The organism is Pacificoceanicola onchidii, from assembly GCF_004804335.1.
Taxonomy (GTDB): domain Bacteria; phylum Pseudomonadota; class Alphaproteobacteria; order Rhodobacterales; family Rhodobacteraceae; genus Pacificoceanicola; species Pacificoceanicola onchidii.
Window position 1 is genome coordinate 777,408 of record NZ_SRXY01000001.1, and the last position, 15,782, is coordinate 793,189.

The following is a 15,782-nucleotide window of genomic DNA, read 5'->3' on the forward strand; positions in this document are numbered from 1 at the left end:
GGCGATTGTTCTGAGCCATTCTTAGCATAATCCGGCGCATCAGGCGAGTGGCATAGTCATTTGCCAATCTCCGCCCGGCGCGATAGCCCTTGGCCCATAACAAGGGAGACGCCCCATGTCCGCCATTGACCCCGTTGATCTGACCGCCCGCCTTGTGCGCTGCCCCTCTGTCACGCCCGAGGAAGGCGGTGCTTTGGTGCTGTTGCAGGAGCTGCTTGAAGAGGCCGGCTTCTCCTGCACGCGCGTGGACCGGAACGGCACGTCGAACCTCTTTGCGCGCTGGGGAGACAAGGGCGCAGAGAAGACTTTCGGTTTCAACGGCCACACAGATGTCGTGCCCATCGGCACTCTTGAGGATTGGACGTTTGATCCCTTCGGAGCGGAGATAGACGACGGCTTTCTCTACGGGCGCGGCTCGACTGACATGAAATCCGGCGTCGCCGCCTTTGCCGCCGCCGCAGTGGATTTTGTCAAGGACACGCCCCCGGACGGCGCCGTGATCCTGACCATCACCGGCGACGAAGAAGGCGACGCGACGGACGGCACGGTGGCCTTGCTTGACTGGATGAAAGATCAGGGCGAGCAGATGGATGTCTGCCTTGTTGGAGAGCCCACCAGCCCCGATTTTATGGGCCAGATGATGAAAATCGGACGGCGCGGCTCGCTCTCGGCATGGTTCACCGTCACAGGCAAACAGGGCCATTCAGCCTACCCTCACCGCGCGCTCAACCCGATGCCCGCCATGGCGCGGCTCATGGACCGGCTTGCCTCGCACACGCTGGACGAGGGCACAGAGCACTTCGATGCCTCGACCCTTGCCGTCGTCACCATCGACACCGGCAACCCCGCGACCAACGTGATCCCCGCTGAAACCCGCGCCTGCGTCAACATCCGCTACAACGATGCCCACACCGGCGCAGCCCTGTCCGAATGGTTGCGCGCCGAGGCGGCCAAGATCGACGATGAGTTCGGCACTGTCACGGAGGTCAAAATCAAGATCTCCGGCGAAAGCTTCCTGACCCCGCCGGGCGCGCTCTCCGATCTCATCGGCGCGGCGGTGCAGGCTGAAACCAACCAGGTGCCGGAACTGAGCACCACCGGCGGCACCTCCGACGCGCGCTTTGTCAAAGACCACTGCCCGGTGGTGGAGTTCGGCCTTGTGGGCAAGCGTATGCATGCCGTCGATGAGCGCGTTGAGGTTGCGCAAGTGCATCAACTCAAAGCCATCTACGCCCGTATCTTGCGGGAGTATTTCGCGTGACGCTGGAAGTCATTGAAACGGACGACCTCGCCGCCTGCCATGCCATCCGGCGTGCGGTGTTCATCGACGAACAGGGCTTCACAGACGAAGAAGAATGGGATGACCTTGATGAAGGCTCCATCAAGCTTCTGATCAAGGACGGCACACAGCCCGTCGCCACCGCGCGGCTGCTCGTTCAGGACGGCATTGGCAAGATCGGCCGGATTTGCGTGCTCAAGGAAGGGCGCGGCAAGGGTCTGGGCGCAAAACTCGTCCTCTTCGGGCTGGAGCACTTCCGCAACAACCCTGCCATCAACACTGTTGAACTGGGCGCACAATGCCACGCGCTTGGTTTTTACGAAAAGCTCGGCTTCAGCGCCTTTGGAGAGGAATACCTCGATGGCTCCGTGCCCCATCGCAATATGCGGTGTGCCGTATGAGGCAGAAAACCCTGATCGTCATGGTCAAAGAGCCGCATCCGGGCCGTGTGAAAACCCGCCTTGGCCGCGACATGGGCCTGACCGCCGCCGCGTGGTGGTTCCGTCATCAGGTCACCCGCCTGCTGCGCCGATTGGAAGACCCGCGCTGGCAGATTATCCTCGCCGTCGCCCCGGACCGCGAAGGACTGCAAAGCCGCATCTGGCCTGCCCACCTGCCTCGCCTGCCGCAGGGCACCGGAACCTTGGGCGACCGCATGGCGCGCGCCATGCGCTCTGCACCGCCGGGACCGGCCTGTGTGATTGGCGCGGACGTGCCCGGCATCACCCGCAGCCACATTGCGTCCGCCTTCCGGGCGCTCGGCAATCACGATGCTGTCTTTGGCCCCGCGCCCGATGGCGGCTATTGGCTTGTGGGCACACGCAATGCTTCCGCCGTGCCAAAGACGCTCTTTGAGGGCGTGCGTTGGTCCACGGAGCACGCGTTGGCTGACAGCATTGCCTCGCTGCCCGGCGCGCGCATCGGCAAGATCCAGACCTTAAGGGACGTGGACACGCTCGCCGATCTGCGCGCGCTTTGAAAGGACCGCAGCCCCGCCTTACTTCGTCTGGAAGGCAATCGGCCACATGAAGTCGAGCGGCTTGTAACCCTGCCCGAGATACTGCGTGATCCCTGCGCTGTCGGTCATGTTGTAACCCCTGTCGAGCGTCCCCGTCGGCACCGAGAAGGGAAAGAACGCGCCGCTTTCGGGATTATAGGCCGCCGACGCATGGCAGGCATGGCAACTGGCCTCGAACCGCGTCCAGTACTGCGGCTGCGCCGTGTTCGGGCTGCCTGCGAAATCCTCCATATCCGTATGCCCAAGGATCACCGGCACCTCGCCCGTGCCGTCCACAGTAAACCGGATCTGCGTGCCGTTGGGCGCATAGGCCTGATATCCGAAATCCGCCACGCCGCCCTCGGCAAGCACCTTGTCGATCTCCTCACGGCTCAGCGGCGCGCGCTGGGTGATCAGGTTCTCGCGCACTTGGCCCACACCGGGATTGTCGTTGAACTCAAACGTCGTCCAGAACCAGCTTGGCTCTTCGGAATAGAAGATGTCCTCCACCGGGTACTTCAGCGACTGCATCTTCACCATGATATGCAGACCGCGCCACCAGTAATAGCCGCCATCAAACTTGAACGTCAGCGCCCCATCCGGCGCATCTTTCGGGTCGGCGATCTGCAGCCATGATGCTTTCAGTTCGACGGACCCGACAGGCATGTCGACGGCATCGTTCTTCTGGAAAAACGCCGCCACGTCGATCTTCGTCGTCAAACCTGCGTCGATCAGGTAGTCATAGGCGATCTTGTTGCGTGTCACCTCTTCATTGGCGCCATCGGGATCCACGGTTGAGATGCGGCCCGCGTCGATGTCTTTCTTCTCCGCTGACGGCTCCATGGCCCGGCGCGGCGCGGCGTTGGTCCAGTCAAACGGCATCCGCGTGCCAAAGGTATCCGGGTCCGTCGGCCAAGCCATCCAAACCGGCACCTTCTTCGTATCCGAAATCCCGCCATCGGGATCATCGATCAACTGGCTCACCCGCGCAAAGAACATCCACGCCAACCGCTCCCGCTCTTCGAGCGATCCGTTGAAGGCGAAATCCACGCAGTCGGCGGCAAAAACATCGTCGGGTTTGTCGATCCACCCCGGCGTGTCGCAGGCAGCACTGGCCAAGGTGGGTGCGGTCAAACCCGCGAGAAGGGGGAGCAGGGCAAGGTGGCGGGTCATGGGCGTCTCCATTGGCTGAATTCAAATTCTGGCTGAGCACAGCCTAACAACGTACAATCCATGATTGATGTGACCCCTGTCACAGGCGGGTTGCAATGCTGCGCTCTCTTCGGCGTGACGCCCTTAGCCTCCCGTGCTAGGAAACCCCCATGAGCACCCTTCCCAGCAAGGCGGATATCCTCGATTGGATCGCCGCCAACCCGACCCTCACTTCGAAACGCGACCTCGCCAAAGCCTTTGGGATCAAGGGTGCTGCGCGGATTGATCTCAAGCGCCTGCTCAAGGAGCTGGAGGCCGAAGGTCATCTGGAGAAGCGCAAGAAAACCTACCGCGATCCGGACCGCCTGCCCCCGGTCAGCGTCCTTCAGGTGCTCGCCCCAAACAGCGACGGCGATCTGTTCGCAAAACCGCTCGAATGGCATGGCGAAGGGGTGGAGCCGATTGTGCTCTTCGTGCCCCGTGCCAGCGATCCGGCCCTTGGCGAGGGCGACCGCATCCTTGCGCGCCTGCAAGTGGTGCATGAGGCGGATCACAACTATGAGGCCCGGCTGATCCGACGCATCGGCACCAGCCCGCGCAAGGTGGTCGGCCTCTTCCGCAAGGGGGCCGAAGGTGGCCGCATCCTGCCCATCGACAAAGGCGCAGACAAAGAATGGAGCGTCGCCGCTGACGCCACCCATGGCGCCAAGGACGGCGAGTTGGTGGAGGCCGAACAGGCCGGTCCCAAAGGCCGCATGGGCCTTCCCCGCGCCCGCATCGTCATGCGTCTTGGCGATCCGACGGAACCCAAAGCCGTCTCGCTCATCGCCATTCACCAACACGGCATCCCCGATGACTTCCCTCAGGAGGTGCTGGCCGAGGCCGACGCGCAGAAACCGGCGGGCCTCAAGGGGCGCACGGACCTGCGTGATTTGCCGCTGGTCACCATCGACCCGCACGACGCCCGCGACCATGACGATGCGGTCTATGCCGAAGCGGACGATGCCGAAAGCAACCCCGGCGGGCATATCATCTGGGTCGCCATCGCCGATGTTTCACATTACGTCACGCCGCGCTCACAGCTTGACCGCGAGGCAAAAAAACGTGGCAATTCCAGCTATTTCCCCGACCGCGTTGTGCCCATGCTGCCGGACCGCCTCTCCGGCGATCTGTGCTCCCTGCACGAAGGCGTCCCGCGCGCCTGTATTGCCGTGCGCATCCGCATTGATGCGGAAGGCAACAAGATCGCGCAGGAGTTCGTGCGCGGCCTCATGCGCTCGCCCGCTTCGCTGAATTATCAGGAAGTGCAGGCCGCCATGGACGGCGCGCCGAATGACAAGACCGGCCCCCTTGTCAGCCCTGTCATCCGTCCGCTCTATGCCGCCTATGCCGCGCTGAAAAAGGCACGCGAGCGCCGCCAGCCGCTTGATCTTGACCTGCCCGAGCGCAAGGTCGTGCTGACCGAGGACGGCAAGGTTCAATCCGTCGATTTCACCGAACGGCTCGACGCCCATAAACTCATCGAAGAGTTCATGATCCTCGCCAATGTCGCCGCCGCCGAAGTGCTTTTGCAAAAGGACATGCCCCTGCTCTTCCGCGTTCACGAAGAGCCAGCTCAGGACAAGTTGGAAAGCCTGCGCGAGACGGCGCAAGCCGCGGGCCTTACCTTGGCCAAAGGGCAGGTGCTCAAGACGGCACACCTCAACCGCCTGCTGCATCAGGCCGCCGGGACGGATGAGGCCGAACTGATCAACATGTCCACCCTGCGCAGCATGACGCAGGCCTATTACAGCCCGAAAAACTTCGGCCATTTCGGCCTCGCGCTGATGAACTACGGGCATTTCACATCGCCGATCCGGCGCTATGCGGATTTGATCGTGCATCGCGCGCTGATCCGCGCGCATGGCTGGGGCGAGGATGGTCTGACGAACGAGGAGATCGAGAACCTCGAACAGATCGGCCAGCATATTTCCGACACTGAGCGCCGCTCCATGATGGCGGAGCGCGACACAACAGATCGCTACCTCGCTGCCTTCCTGTCGGATCGTTTAGGCGCGGAATTCACTGGGCGCGTGTCCGGCATCGCCCGTTTTGGGGTCTTCGTCAAACTCGATGAAACCGGCGCGGATGGGCTGATCCCCATCGGCACTCTTGGCCGCGAATACTTCCAGTTTGACGCCGAAAGCGCCACGCTCATGGGCGTGGATACAGGCCGGATCATCGGGCTTGGAATGCGGGCCAAGGTGAAGCTGGTCGAGGCCGCGCCGGTCACCGGCGGCATCGCGCTGGAACTGCTGGAACTCGAAGACGAAGGCTATCAGAGCGTACCCGGCGGGCGTGGACGCGGCCCCCGTTTTGGCAAGGGCCGCCGCAAAGGCGCTTCGCCGCAACGCAAGGCGGCGAAGGCCAAGAAGAAAGACGCCAAGGTCAAACGCAAAGTTACGCGGCAGAGGCGGTCAAAGTCCTGAGCGGGCCAAACAACGCCTCCCGACCCTGCTCCAGATAGCGTATCAGCGTCTTGTTCTGCCGCACCGCCATGGTCAGCGGCAGATCAAGCAACGCATGCTCAATCCCGCTCAGGATCGGCAGAACAGCCGCATCCGCTGCGGTCGGCTGATCCCCAAAGAGCCATGTCCGCTCCCAGAGCATATCGGTCAGCGCGCCCAGATCCGCCTCGAAATAGGCGAGGCGCTCCTTGGGTCCAAACCGGCCAAGCCCCTGCCATGTCAGCCCGTTTACGATCTCGCCCCGAACCTGCTCGGCTACGGTTTCCCGCATCTCTTCGGGCACATCGCCAAACACCATCGGCATGAACGCCGCCCAGCCCTCCGGGTCCACCCAGCGATCATACATCATGCCGTATCGCAGGTTTTCCTCCGCCATCCGGATCACCGCATGCGCCTGCGCGCGCTCCACGCTGCTGAGCCCCGGAAACAGATCCGCCCCGCGCGCCTCCAGCCATGGGATCAGCAGGTTGCTGTCCGCGACCTTCTCATCCGTAGCCACCGCCACAGGCAGTTTACCAAAGGGCGAAACCTCCACGCTCACCGCGAAATGGGGCGCCCACGTCTCGCCAGACATGTTCAGCAGGATCATCGCCTTGGTGCAAAAACCGCTGAGGCTCGGCTCGCCAAGAGCGCCGGGGAAGCTGTGCAAAGTGATCATCGTCATACTCCGTTGTTGACCTGCCCCTTGGCTATTCGGCCATGCTGTCAATTTGTGTCAGGACGTGTTTGGATACTGCCACCATGTCCCGCACCCATCGCCTCTTCCAACTCATGAGCGCCCTGCGCCGCCTCCCGCCCCCCGCCACCGCCCGGCAACTGGCGGAGGAAACCGGCGTGTCCGAGCGCACGCTCTACCGTGATATCGACGCCCTGCGGGAGATCGGGGCGGTGATCGACGGGGAGGCGGGCTTTGGCTACACGCTGATCGAAGACGCGCACTTGCCGCCGCTTGGCTTTGAGGATGAAGAACTGGAGGCGCTGGTTCTGGGCCTGCGCGAGGTGCGCGCCGTGGCCGACCCACAGCTTGCCGAGGCCGCCGAAACAGCCCTGAACAAGCTCAAAGCCCGCCTGCCCGACCGCCAGGCGCACCGGCTTCGCCACGCCGTGCTAACCGCCCACCGCTTCCACGCCCCGCCCGCGCCGGAAGTGGACACCCGCGCGTTGCGCAAAGCCTGTTGGGACGAGTTTATCGTGCGGTTCAACTATTCAGACGCGGCGGGCAACGTCACGCAAAGAGAGGTTAAACCGCTCTCCATCGTGTTTTTTCAGAACAGCCATTGCCTGATGGCCTGGTGCTGCCTGCGCACGGATTTTCGCGCCTTCCGGCTCGACCGCATGAGCGATCTCAAGGTCACACAAACCTCGTTCCGGCCCCAGCGGGTACCGATGCTGCGCGACTATATCGAGAAGCTCAAAAACGCCGAGCCGTGGCCCGACCGGCGCTCATAACTTGTCTTTGAACGCCGCGATGACCTGCTCGTAAACCGCCCGCTTGAACGGCACAATCTGGGCCACAACCTCATCCGCCGGAAGCCAGCGCCATTCGGCAAACTCCTGATGATCATCTGCGTCGAGCTTCACCTGATCATCCGTGCCGTGAAAGCGCAGCAGGAACCACTTCTGCTCCTGCCCCTTGTACCGCCCCTTCCAGATCTTCGGCACGATGTCATGCGGCAGATCGTAAGGGATCCACCCCTCCGTCTCGCCCTCGACCGTCACCAGATCCGGTGTCACGCCAGTCTCTTCGGTGAGTTCCCGCAGCGCCGCCTCACGCGGGCTTTCGCCCTTGTCGACCCCGCCCTGCGGCATCTGCCAGGCGGGCTTCTCCGGCGGTTTCTGATCGATCCGCAGGCCCACAAACGCATGGCCCTCCGCATTCACCAGCATCACGCCAACGTTGCGGCGATAGGGCAGTTTCGCAATCTCTTCGGGGGTCATCGTGCCGTACTTCAGTCTTGAGGTCGTCAAAGCGACAGGGCGGGGAAATCCCCGCCCAACCTGATTACTTGGAGCCGCCGTTCAGCGCGGCCATGCCGTGCAGAATGTCGATGGCATAGGCCAGCTGATAATCGTCCTCGCGCAGCTTGGCCGCCGCTTCGGCCTTCGCCTGTTCGGCCTTGATCTGTTCGATCTCATCCTCGGTCAGCGAGTCATTGTCGAGGCTGCCGCGCAGGTCTGCCTCGGAGCGGGAGAAACGGTTGACCGCGCTCTCATCCTCTTCGTCCTCGGCTTCCGGGCGACGCGGCGGCTGGTCCACCACGATATCCGGGGACACACCCAGCGACTGGATCGACCGGCCCGACGGCGTGTAATAGCGCGCCGTGGTCAGGCGCATCATGCCATCCCCGCGCAGCGGCATGACCGTCTGCACAGAGCCTTTGCCAAAGGACTTTGTGCCCACAACGATCGCACGGCGATGATCCTGCAGCGCACCGGCCACAATCTCGGAGGCCGACGCAGAACCGCCATTGATCAGCACCACCAGAGGCTTGCCCTCGGCCAGATCGCCCGGCGTCGCGTTAAAGCGGTCGCCATCAGCCGGATCACGGCCACGGGTCGAAACGATCTCGCCCTTCTCAAGGAAAGCATCGGAGACCTTGATCGCCTGCGTCAGCAATCCGCCGGGGTTGTTTCGCAGATCAAGGATAAAGCCATCGACCTTGTCGATCCCGCCCGCTTCTTCGATCTGCTTGGCAATGCCGTCGGTCAGGTTCGGGAAAGTCTGATCGTTGAAGGTGGTCACGCGCAGAACAACCGTGTTGTTCTCGATCCGCGTGCGCACGGCGGTCAGTTTGATCGTGTCGCGGATGATCGAAACATCAAACGGCTCGTCCTCACCTTCGCGCACCACGGTGATGATGATCTCGGAGCCAACCGGCCCACGCATCATGTCCACCGCCTGATCCAGCGTCAGGCCAAGCACGCTTTCGCCATCCACATGGGTGATGAAATCGCCCGCTTCCATGCCCGCTTCCATGGCCGGGGTGCCGTCGATCGGCGAGACAACCTTGACGAAGCCGTCTTCCTGCGTGACCTCGATCCCGAGTCCGCCAAATTCGCCGCGGGTCTGCACCTGCATGTCCTCGGCATCGTCCGGCGGCAGGTAATTCGAGTGCGGGTCAAGCGAGGTCAGCATCCCGTTGATCGCCGCTTCGATCAGGTCCGCCTCGTCCACTTCTTCGACGTATTGCGCGCGGATACGCTCGAAAATGTCACCGAACAGGTCGAGCTGTTCATAGACATTGACCGGGCGGCTTTCTTCCTGCGCCAGCAGCGGGCCAACGAATTGCGTGGTGGCAACCACCGAGGCCAGCGCGCCGCCGCATGCGGCCATCACGAATTTCTTCATCTCAATACTTATCCCTTGTCGGTTGCGAACCACGTCAGTGGATCGACTGTCGTATCGCCTTCTCTCATCTCTATATAGAGCGTTTCCGAACGCTCTGCGCCACCCCTTTCACCAATTGGTGAAAGGATATCGCCTTGCGCCGCGGTCTGGCCGCCCATCAATCCAACGGGCGAGCCTGCCGGCAACACCTGACCAATGGACCCATAAACCTCCTGCAAACCGGCGATCACCAGCAGCAGATCTGCTTGTGGCTCAAGGATGGTTACCAAACCGTAATCGAGCAACGGGCCATTGTAGCGGATCGTGGCGGCGGTGGGTGTTGTCACCAGCGCCTTGGCTTCGGTCGCCACAACAATGCCCGGACGGGCCACTCCGGCAGCATCCCGCTCTCCCGCGCGGCGCAGGATCACGCCCCTGACAGGCAGCGCAAGGGAGCCTTTCAGCGCGGCGATACGCGGCAGGTTCTGCGGCACTTCATTTTCGGCTATCTGACTGAGACCACTGGCAAAACCCTGCAACGTCTCGGTCGAGGCGATCAGGATTTCAGTGCGGATCGGGTCTTCGGTGAAGCGCCTTGGCAGGTCCGTCCGATCCGCGATGGCCTTGCTCAAATCGGTCCGCGCAGCCTGGACGCCAGCAAGGCCGTTCTTGAGCGTATCTGCCGCGTTCTGTTGCAGGTTTCGCAGAGCCGTGACTTCCTCCAGATCCGCCCTGAGCGCGGCGGCCTTGTCCGCCAAACCGGGCGTGACCGCAGCGACCAGCATACCGGAGCGGGCGGTGCCAAGCGGGCCTTGCGGATGCAACAGCGTCTGAGGCTGAGCCTGCCCGCCAAGCGCACTCAAAACGCCGAGAAGCTGCGCGACATCACGTTCCTGTGCAGCCAGCTTCCGGCTCAGTTCCGTCTCCCGGATCGCGGCCCCACGCAGGCCCTGCCGCATCGCGGCCAAACCGTCTTCATAGGCCCGCACCGTTTCGGTCAGAGCCGCAACCCGGTCACGCGCGCTTTCAGCCTTGTCCAGTTGCACCGAAGCCGCCTCCAGCGCATCAGCTGCTGCCTGCGCAGCCTCGCCCGCGCTCTGCGCAAATGCAGGGCCAGCAGTCAGTAGAAGGAACAGCGCAGCGCGGATCACTGGATCAGACTTTCCCCTGTCATTTCATCCGGTTGCGGCAGACCCATCAGTTCCAAAAGCGTCGGCGCAACATCTGCCAAACGACCGTCTTTCAGGGATTTCCCTTCAGGTCCGCCGTACAGAATGACCGGCACGAGGTTGGTCGTGTGCGCGGTGTGGGGGCCGCCAGTTTGTGGATCGACCATGGTCTCGCAATTGCCGTGGTCCGCGATGATGAGCAAGCTACCACCGGTTTCTTCAAGCTTTGCAACCACTTGCGCCAGACCCGCATCCACTGCCTCACAGGCCGCAATCGCCGCATCCAAATCACCGGTGTGCCCCACCATATCCGGGTTCGCATAGTTCACGACGATCAAATCATACGCATTATCAATGGCTTGCAGAAACTGCTCGGTCACCTCCGCAGCGCTCATTTCGGGCTGCATGTCATAGGTCGCAACCTTCGGGGACTTCGGCATGAAGCGATCTTCACCACTCTCCGGGGTCTCTTTGCCGCCGTTCAGGAAGAAGGTGACATGCGGATACTTCTCGGTTTCCGCCAGGCGAAACTGCGTAAGCCCTTGTTTTGCAACCCATTCTCCAAGTGTATTGACGATCTCGCGCTTCGGGTATGCGGTGGTCATATAGGCGTTGTGGTTGTCCGAATACTCGACCATGCCCAGCATGGCAGAGAGGTTTTTCTTTGTTCTTTCAAAGCCTTCGAAAGCCTCATCGCCAAAGGCTGCGAGAATTTCACGGGCGCGGTCAGCGCGGAAGTTGACGAAGAACAATCCATCGCCGCTCTGCATCCCGCCGTAGTCTCCAACCACGAAGGGAGCGATAAATTCATCATTCTTTTCAGCAGCATAGCTGTCTTCAATACCGGTCAAAGCGTCCGTTTTTTTCTCGCCTTTTGCGTCGGAAACTGCGCTGTAGGCTTGCTCCACGCGCTCCCAGCGGTTGTCGCGGTCCATGGCGTAGTAGCGGCCGGAAACCGTTGAAATCACGGCGTTTTTCGGAAGGCGGGCGGCGAAGGCTTCGACCTGGGCGCGGGCGGAGTCCGGGGCGACGTCGCGGCCGTCGGTGATGACGTGAACAAGAACCTCAAGCCCTTGATCCGTAAGCGCTTTTGCCGCCGCGAGGACGTGCTCGGAGTGGCTGTGGACGCCGCCGTCGGAGGTGAGACCCATCAGGTGCGCGCGGCCTCCGGCGGTCTTAACGGTGTCGCAAAAGTCCTGTATCGCCTTGTTTTCAAAGAACGATCCATCCTCGATGGCGAGATCAATCTGGCCAAGGTCCATCGCCACGACTCGGCCCGCGCCAATGTTCGTGTGGCCCACCTCGGAATTCCCCATCTGCCCGGTCGGTAATCCGACATCGGGGCCAAATGTGATCAACGTCGCATTCGGACAAGTAGCCGTAAGCCTATCAATTGTCGGGGTTTTTGCCAGGTACGGCGCGTTGGCCGTGGTGTCGTCGGACAGACCCCAACCGTCGAGAATGGTCAGGATGACAGGTTTGCTCATGGGCTCGGCCTCCTTGGCTTTGCGGGCGGTTTAGCAGAGCAGCGGCGGGATGTGGAGAGGGAGCGTGGTTAACGCATCGCTCGGAGGGATTAAGGGAACGGGCGCTGCGGATTTGACGCAAGTCATTGGGATTAATGGATTTTTAAGTACAAGTGTTCACAGATGTGAACCTTGGTTTTCGCGCCGGATTTTTGGAAATCATCGGGGATTTGGGGAAAATGCGCGCCTTGAGCCTGAATTTGTTGGATTTGGGCGTTGCGTGGTCGAAAAACTTGTTAACTTTTGGCTGCCAGAGGGCTCGCGCCATGCCCTGACGCACAAAAAAGCCCGCCGGTTTCATGGCGGGCTTTTCGTTTTCTTAAGGACTTGCGCTTATCCCTGCAAAGACTTGACGACCAGCTCGCCTTCTTCCCGCGCCTTGATGGCCAGCGCGGCGGCGTGGGCGCCGGCGGCTGTCGTGAAGTAGGGAATTTTGTCGTAGAGGGACACGGAGCGGATTTCGCGGGAGTCCTCGACTGCGGCTGCGCCTTCGGTGGTGTTCAGGACAAGCTGAATGCCACCGTCTTTCATCAGGTCGACCACGTTGGGGCGGCCTTCGTAGACCTTTTTGACGGTCTCGCAGGAAATGCCATGGCCTTCGAAGAAGGTTGCGGTGCCGCCTGTGGCAACAACCTTGAAGCCGATGTCAGAGAGGATCTGCGCGGCCTCGACCATCTGGGGCGTCTTGTCGTCGTCCTTGATGGAGAAGAACACGGCCCCTTCGGAAGGCAGCAGGTTGCCCGCGCCAAGCTGGGCCTTGAGGAAGGCGCGCGGGAAGCTGTGGTCCCACCCCATGACCTCACCGGTGGAGCGCATTTCCGGGCCGAGGATAGTGTCGACGCCGGGGAAGCGGGCAAAGGGAAGCACGGCCTCTTTGACCGAGAACCACGGCATGTTCGGATCCGCGAGGGTCATCGGATCGGCCATCGGCACGTCCGTGTCATAATCCGTGGCGGCGTCATGCGGGCCGCGCTGCGGGAAGGCCGAGAGTTTTTCGCCGGCCATCAGGCGGGCGGCGATGGAGGCGATGGCGCTGTCCGTCGCCTTGGCCACGAAGGGCACGGTGCGGGAGGCGCGCGGGTTGACCTCGATGAGGTAAATCTCGTCGTCCTTGATGGCGAACTGGACGTTCATCAGGCCGACGACATTGAGCGCCTTGGCAAGCGCGACGGTCTGGTCCTTGATGCGGTCCAGGACGCCCGCGCTGAGCGAGTACGGCGGCAGCGAGCAGGCGCTGTCACCTGAGTGCACACCAGCCTCTTCGATGTGCTGCATGATGCCCGCAACGTGGACATCGGTGCCGTCACAGAGGGCGTCCACATCGAGTTCCGTGGCGCCGGAGAGGTAGCTGTCGAGCAGGACGGGGCTGTCGCCGGAGACGACCACGGCCTCGGCAATGTAGCGCTCAAGCTGGGCCATGTCGCGAACGATTTCCATGGCGCGGCCGCCAAGGACGTAGGAGGGACGGATCACCAGCGGGAAGCCGATTTCGTCTGCAATGGCAAGGGCTTCTGCATCCGTGGAGGCGATGCCGTTCAAAGGCTGCTTGAGGCCGAGATCGTTGACGAGGGCCTGGAAACGCTCGCGGTCCTCGGCGAGGTCGATGGCGTCCGGCGTGGTGCCAAGGATCGGGATGCCTTCGTCGTTCAGAGCGTTGGCGAGTTTGAGCGGGGTCTGGCCGCCGAACTGGACGATCACGCCGTGCAGGGTGCCGTTCTCCTGCTCGACACGCAGGATTTCCATGACGTGTTCGAAGGTGAGCGGCTCGAAATAGAGGCGGTCGGAGGTGTCGTAGTCGGTGGAGACGGTCTCCGGGTTGCAGTTGATCATGATGGTTTCATAGCCCTGCTCGGTGAGGGCGAAACAGGCATGACAGCAGCAATAGTCGAACTCGATGCCCTGACCGATGCGGTTCGGGCCACCGCCGAGGACGACGACTTTCTTGCGGTCCGAGGGGCGGGATTCACACTCGACCTCACCCATCATCGGGGTCTCGTAGGTGGAGTACATGTAAGGGGTCTGCGCCTCGAACTCGGCGGCGCAGGTGTCGATGCGTTTGAACACGGCTTTGACGCCAGCGGCGTGGCGGGCGGTGCGGATGGCGGTTTCCGACTGACCGGTGAGCGTGGCGAGGCGGGCGTCAGAGAAGCCCATCATCTTGAGCTCGCGCAGAGCGTGTTCGTCCGTGGGCAGGCCGTTTGCCTTCACCTGCGCTTCGGCGTCGACGATTTCGCGGATGCGGGCGAGGAACCAGGGATCAAAGCTGGTGACGCCGTGGATTTCGTCATCCGAAAGGCCCTCGCGCATGGCTTGCGCGATGGTGCGCATGCGGTCGGGGGTCTGCTGGGAGATGGCCTTGATGACGGCGGATTTCTCCGGCGCGCCTTCGATGGCGACCTCGTCAAAGCCGGTGAGGCCGGATTCCATGGAGGCGAGCGCCTTTTGCATGGATTCGTGGATGGTGCGGCCGATGGCCATGGCCTCGCCGACAGATTTCATCGCGGTGGTCAGGTAGGGCTCGGAGCCGGGGAATTTTTCGAAGGCGAACTTCGGGATCTTGGTGACCACGTAGTCGATGGTCGGCTCAAACGACGCGGGCGTGACCTTGGTGATGTCGTTGTCCAGCTCGTCGAGGGTGTAGCCGACGGCCAGCTTGGCGGCGATTTTGGCAATCGGGAAGCCGGTGGCTTTGGAGGCCAGAGCGGAGGAGCGGGAGACGCGCGGGTTCATCTCGATCACAACCATGCGGCCGTTTTCGGGGTTCACCGCCCATTGCACGTTGGAGCCGCCGGTCTCGACGCCGATCTCGCGCAGGACCGCGATCGAGGCGGTGCGCATCATCTGGTATTCTTTGTCCGTCAGGGTCAGCGCGGGGGCGACGGTGATCGAATCGCCGGTGTGCACGCCCATCGGATCGACGTTTTCGATGGAGCAGACGATGATGGCGTTGTCGGCGCGGTCGCGGACCACTTCCATCTCGTATTCTTTCCAGCCGAGCAGCGACTCGTCGATGAGGATCTGACCGACCGGGGAAGCGTCCATGCCGGAGCGGCAGTAGTGGATATAGTCTTCGCGGTTGTAGGCCACGCCGCCGCCGGTGCCGCCAAGGGTAAAGGCGGGGCGGATGATGGCCGGAAGGCCGATCTCTTCGAGGGCCTCAAGCGCGGTCGCCACGCCGCTATCAAGATCGAACTTGCCGTTCGCGTCCTTGGGTGCGGTGACGATGGTCGCCTTGGGGTTTTCGAGGCCGAGACGGTCCATGGCTTCGCGGAAAAGCTTGCGGTCTTCGGCCATTTCGATGGCTTCACGCTTGGCGCCGATCATCTCGACGTTGAACTTTTCCAGCACGCCCATCTCTTCGAGCGCGAGAGAGGTGTTCAGGCCGGTCTGGCCGCCCATGGTGGGCAGGAGCGCGTCGGGGCGCTCTTTTTCGATGATCTTGGCCACAACCTCGGGAGTGATCGGCTCGATATAGGTGGCATCCGCAAGGCCCGGATCGGTCATGATCGTCGCCGGGTTCGAGTTCACCAGAATGACGCGGTAGCCCTCTTCGCGCAGCGCTTTACAGGCCTGGGCCCCGGAGTAGTCGAACTCGCAGGCCTGCCCGATGACAATGGGCCCCGCGCCGATGATCATGATGGACTTGATGTCGGTACGTTTGGGCATGGGGCACCTCTTGGCAGGACGGCATGGCAAAGGGCGGAAGACTAGGCAGCGATCCGCAAATTGTCGTGCGTTATAGACAGGACGCGGGTGGGTTCAACCCCGAATCCGGTGACAGCCGGGTGGAACGCGTTTCTGCCCGGTTTTGACGTCCCATGTGT

12 protein-coding genes are annotated in these 15,782 nt (G+C 62.2%); 5 read left to right on the plus strand and 7 right to left on the minus strand.

Features of this window, described 5'->3' with window-relative positions:
* Positions 1-115: 115 nt before the first annotated feature.
* From dapE to E4662_RS03810, 3 genes are read left to right on the plus strand one after another with little or no spacing between them, the layout of a single operon-like run.
* Positions 116-1,261, plus strand: coding sequence for a succinyl-diaminopimelate desuccinylase (gene dapE / locus E4662_RS03800; RefSeq protein WP_136439914.1), 1,146 nt, complete (start codon positions 116-118; stop codon positions 1,259-1,261).
* Positions 1,258-1,680 carry a GNAT family N-acetyltransferase gene (locus tag E4662_RS03805; RefSeq protein WP_136439915.1) on the plus strand — a complete coding sequence of 141 codons (423 nt, stop codon included), beginning with the start codon at positions 1,258-1,260 and terminating at the stop codon, positions 1,678-1,680. Before dapE ends, E4662_RS03805 begins: the two co-directional genes overlap by 4 nt.
* Positions 1,677-2,258: a TIGR04282 family arsenosugar biosynthesis glycosyltransferase gene (locus E4662_RS03810; RefSeq protein ID WP_136439916.1), complete on the plus strand. Its 582-nt coding sequence runs from the start codon at positions 1,677-1,679 to the stop codon at positions 2,256-2,258. The genes E4662_RS03805 and E4662_RS03810 overlap by 4 nt, the downstream gene beginning before the upstream one ends.
* Before the next feature lie 18 nt (positions 2,259-2,276).
* On the opposite strand, the gene E4662_RS03815 is transcribed toward E4662_RS03810, so the two are convergent.
* Positions 2,277-3,449 carry a hypothetical protein gene (locus tag E4662_RS03815; RefSeq protein ID WP_136439917.1) on the minus strand — a complete coding sequence of 391 codons (1,173 nt, stop codon included), beginning with the start codon at positions 3,447-3,449 and terminating at the stop codon, positions 2,277-2,279.
* A 149-nt stretch (positions 3,450-3,598) separates the two neighbouring features.
* Here E4662_RS03815 and rnr point away from each other — a divergent pair, with 149 nt between their 5' ends.
* The gene (rnr, locus tag E4662_RS03820) at positions 3,599-5,896 is read left to right on the plus strand and encodes a ribonuclease R (protein ID WP_136439918.1); all 2,298 of its coding nucleotides are present in this window, start codon (positions 3,599-3,601) and stop codon (positions 5,894-5,896) included.
* Here the strand turns inward: rnr and E4662_RS03825 are convergent.
* A complete protein-coding gene (locus tag E4662_RS03825; RefSeq protein WP_168797883.1) occupies positions 5,868-6,593 on the minus strand; it encodes a glutathione S-transferase family protein in 726 nt (241 codons plus the stop codon). The two genes, rnr and E4662_RS03825, sit on opposite strands and share 29 nt — an antisense overlap.
* An 83-nt stretch (positions 6,594-6,676) precedes the next feature.
* Here E4662_RS03825 and E4662_RS03830 point away from each other — a divergent pair, with 83 nt between their 5' ends.
* Positions 6,677-7,384: a helix-turn-helix transcriptional regulator gene (locus tag E4662_RS03830; RefSeq protein WP_136439920.1), complete on the plus strand. Its 708-nt coding sequence runs from the start codon at positions 6,677-6,679 to the stop codon at positions 7,382-7,384.
* Here E4662_RS03830 and E4662_RS03835 read toward each other — a convergent pair.
* The 5 genes from E4662_RS03835 to carB all read right to left on the minus strand — a co-directional run bounded on the left by E4662_RS03835 (position 7,379) and on the right by carB (position 15,624).
* Positions 7,379-7,873, minus strand: a complete 495-nt coding sequence (locus E4662_RS03835; RefSeq protein WP_136440251.1) for an RNA pyrophosphohydrolase — start codon at positions 7,871-7,873, stop codon at positions 7,379-7,381. The two genes, E4662_RS03830 and E4662_RS03835, sit on opposite strands and share 6 nt — an antisense overlap.
* Positions 7,874-7,937: 64 nt before the next feature.
* Positions 7,938-9,284: a S41 family peptidase gene (locus E4662_RS03840; protein ID WP_136439921.1), complete on the minus strand. Its 1,347-nt coding sequence runs from the start codon at positions 9,282-9,284 to the stop codon at positions 7,938-7,940.
* Between the two features lie 8 nt (positions 9,285-9,292).
* Positions 9,293-10,414, minus strand: a complete 1,122-nt coding sequence (locus tag E4662_RS03845; protein WP_136439922.1) for a murein hydrolase activator EnvC family protein — start codon at positions 10,412-10,414, stop codon at positions 9,293-9,295.
* Positions 10,411-11,919 carry a 2,3-bisphosphoglycerate-independent phosphoglycerate mutase gene (gpmI, locus tag E4662_RS03850; protein WP_136439923.1) on the minus strand — a complete coding sequence of 503 codons (1,509 nt, stop codon included), beginning with the start codon at positions 11,917-11,919 and terminating at the stop codon, positions 10,411-10,413. The genes E4662_RS03845 and gpmI overlap by 4 nt, the downstream gene beginning before the upstream one ends.
* Positions 11,920-12,291: 372 nt before the next feature.
* On the minus strand, positions 12,292-15,624 hold the full coding sequence (gene carB, locus E4662_RS03855) for a carbamoyl-phosphate synthase large subunit (protein WP_136439924.1): 3,333 nt from the start codon (positions 15,622-15,624) through the stop codon (positions 12,292-12,294).
* Positions 15,625-15,782 lie beyond the last annotated feature (158 nt).

Excerpts from the sequence above, each read along its gene's own strand:
- rnr (WP_136439918.1), top strand. The coding sequence starts at position 3,599 with ATGAGCACCCTTCCCAGCAAGGCGGATATCCTCGATTGGATCGCCGCC.
- carB (WP_136439924.1), bottom strand. The coding sequence starts at position 15,624 with ATGCCCAAACGTACCGACATCAAGTCCATCATGATCATCGGCGCGGGG.
- gpmI (WP_136439923.1), bottom strand. The coding sequence starts at position 11,919 with ATGAGCAAACCTGTCATCCTGACCATTCTCGACGGTTGGGGTCTGTCC.
- E4662_RS03825 (WP_168797883.1), bottom strand. The coding sequence starts at position 6,593 with ATGATCACTTTGCACAGCTTCCCCGGCGCTCTTGGCGAGCCGAGCCTC.
- E4662_RS03815 (WP_136439917.1), bottom strand. The coding sequence starts at position 3,449 with ATGACCCGCCACCTTGCCCTGCTCCCCCTTCTCGCGGGTTTGACCGCA.
- E4662_RS03830 (WP_136439920.1), top strand. The coding sequence starts at position 6,677 with ATGTCCCGCACCCATCGCCTCTTCCAACTCATGAGCGCCCTGCGCCGC.
- E4662_RS03810 (WP_136439916.1), top strand. The coding sequence starts at position 1,677 with ATGAGGCAGAAAACCCTGATCGTCATGGTCAAAGAGCCGCATCCGGGC.
- E4662_RS03835 (WP_136440251.1), bottom strand. The coding sequence starts at position 7,873 with ATGACCCCCGAAGAGATTGCGAAACTGCCCTATCGCCGCAACGTTGGC.
- dapE (WP_136439914.1), top strand. The coding sequence starts at position 116 with ATGTCCGCCATTGACCCCGTTGATCTGACCGCCCGCCTTGTGCGCTGC.
- E4662_RS03840 (WP_136439921.1), bottom strand. The coding sequence starts at position 9,284 with ATGAAGAAATTCGTGATGGCCGCATGCGGCGGCGCGCTGGCCTCGGTG.